Origin of the sequence: Eubacterium coprostanoligenes (assembly GCF_900167205.1) — a bacterium.
GTDB lineage: Bacteria > Bacillota > Clostridia > Oscillospirales > Acutalibacteraceae > Eubacterium_R > Eubacterium_R coprostanoligenes.
Genome location: NZ_FUWW01000034.1, coordinates 1 through 2,295, shown reverse-complemented (window position 1 = coordinate 2,295; position 2,295 = coordinate 1). Strand labels below are relative to the sequence as shown.

Annotated in this window: 3 protein-coding genes; all 3 read left to right on the top strand. The window is 35.8% G+C overall.

The window, feature by feature from the left end:
- Positions 1 to 422: 422 nt before the first annotated feature.
- The 3 genes from B5D29_RS08505 to B5D29_RS08500 are packed head-to-tail and all read left to right on the top strand — an operon-like array spanning position 423 to position 2,213.
- Positions 423 to 1,823 carry a helix-turn-helix domain-containing protein gene (locus B5D29_RS08505; RefSeq protein WP_078769127.1) on the top strand — a complete coding sequence of 467 codons (1,401 nt, stop codon included), beginning with the start codon at positions 423 to 425 and terminating at the stop codon, positions 1,821 to 1,823.
- A gap of 59 nt (positions 1,824 to 1,882) precedes the next feature.
- Complete coding sequence (locus tag B5D29_RS08730) at positions 1,883 to 2,050, top strand: hypothetical protein (protein WP_159443451.1); 168 nt, start codon at positions 1,883 to 1,885, stop codon at positions 2,048 to 2,050.
- Positions 2,034 to 2,213: a hypothetical protein gene (locus B5D29_RS08500; protein WP_078769126.1), complete on the top strand. Its 180-nt coding sequence runs from the start codon at positions 2,034 to 2,036 to the stop codon at positions 2,211 to 2,213. Before B5D29_RS08730 ends, B5D29_RS08500 begins: the two co-directional genes overlap by 17 nt.
- Positions 2,214 to 2,295: the final 82 nt, after the last annotated feature.

The window sequence follows — 2,295 nt, the reverse complement described above, 5'->3', positions numbered from 1 at the left end:
ACAGCCCAAAATTTTGTTAAGAAATACATAACGCTCATAAAAAGCAAAACAAAAAATGTAAACGACTTGCTGTATTTGATACTTTTTGTTTTGAAGATATGTACAAGCAACGCTATCAAAAGAACAATGCCGACCGCTGCGGAATAAAAGACATAATATCCACCAACAAAAAATGGGAAAAATAACAATATAGCAAATAGAAGTTTGGACATTTTGCTATTTAATTGCATCTTATCACCACCATTTAATTTTAAATAAAGTATTACATAAATAAAAATGATTTACAATATGTTACCTATGTGTTACCTTTTTATCAAGTAGAAGAAACATATTGAAATGCCGATATAATGCGTGTATATTATTTGTATGTTACCTAAAGAAAATTTTTTAGTAACAATAACAGTCGATTGGAAGAGGAGAAAATGGAGAAATTTTATGAATTGCTAAAGGAATACATCGCCGAGCAAGGTGTTCCTATCTATCAAATTGCAAAAGAAACGGGCATAAACCGCACTCTTATTCAAAATGTAATCAGCGGAAAAAAGAAGTTCCCAAAAGGACGACTTAACGCTCTGCTCAATTCAACTTACTTTACCGCAGAGCAAATCAAAAGCCTTTGTGACGCATTTTTCAAAGAAGAATATGATGAAGAAAAGCCGGCATTTTTTGATTATTGCAACTATTGTTTAAACACAAAATTCACCGAAGATTTGCAAAAAAATGTTCATATCAGTTTGGGTGAATACAAAAACGATGCCACATTTTTAAATGGCAAAAAAGACATTTTGTCAGCGATTTACACAACCGTAAATTCGAGCGAAAACAGTATTTTCATTTCTGATTTTGACTTCAATCAAACAGAAATAAACCGAATTGTTTACAATGCTTGCAAGAGCAAAAAGTTCAATGAATTTTATCATTACACAAAATACACAGACAATGAAAAAGACAATGTTCAAATCATTTTCAACAGCATTGCATATGCAAAAGAGGACTGCATAACATACATCAACGACCGCAAGGATTTCAGCCTGCTGTTCCCCGAATTCATTATGTGCGGTGACTCAACTGTTATGTACGACAGCGAAGTTGAAAACGGTATAATAATAAAAAACGCAGAGCTTTGTGACTATATCATTCATATGAACGAAAAAGTAAGGCTCAACGCAAAAGCAGATGTTGCGGTATTTCACAATGCGTTTGAATATATGTACCATCTTGATGTTATTTCGGACAAAAAAGAATATTCAAACATAATATCATTTGACAATCATATTTGCAGTGTGGGAGTGAACAGAGAAATCATTGACGACATTGCAACCGACCAAATCAAAAGCACAGCGCAGGTGTTCCAACAGCTTGAGGCTCATTTTGACCTTTTGATAGAATCTCCGCAAGACAACATCGATTCTATGGTGATTTCATACGAGGGATTGATGGACTTTGTAAACACCGGCAAAATCTATGATTTCCCAAGCGGGCTTGCAAAAAATTTGAAGCCGAAGCACCGAGCAGACATCTTATCGGCTATATTAAAAACTTGCTCAAATGTTTTTATTTCAAACCCAAAATACACAACATTTGACGAAATCCATCTCAACGCTGAAGCTTGTAAAAATCAACTTTTGATTTCGTACAGCAAAGACGATAACAACTCTGAACTCGACCTCGGAATTCAAGTTGTATTCATCAGCGAAAACACCGAATTGATTGAATCATTCAGCTCATACTTAAAATATACAATGTTGTCGGAAAAAACTTTTACCGCAGAATATTCAAAAAAGTTCATCCAAAAGCAAATCGAAATTTTGCAAGCGGAATAATATTGTCATACGAATAATTGAATATCGGCTGATAATAATAATCTTGAAAGGATGATATTATGAGCTCTTTTAATATGACAAACGAAATGAAAAACTACTTTGATTCCCTGCCTATGAACATCAAGCAAGAACTTACACATTCGGGATTTTCGGCAACGAGCCTTAAGGATTTGAAGGAAATTGTGTCGCAGATGACCGAGGTGGGCGACTATGACGGACAGCTATAAGAAAAAATACAAACTCAATGCAAAGCTGACCAACAAATACTGCGAAAACGCATACAACCCAACCGTTCAGCCTGACGGCAAAACCGAAATGGGCGTGCCAATCCCCTCGCCCGAAAACATTGAATATTCCAAGGAATACGAAGAAGAAAACGAACAATCATAACCACCAGTTAAACTGGTGGTTTGCACAGGCCCTATAAGGGCCGCCTACTGGCTTGCCGACTGAAAGTCGGCACTGAAGTTTG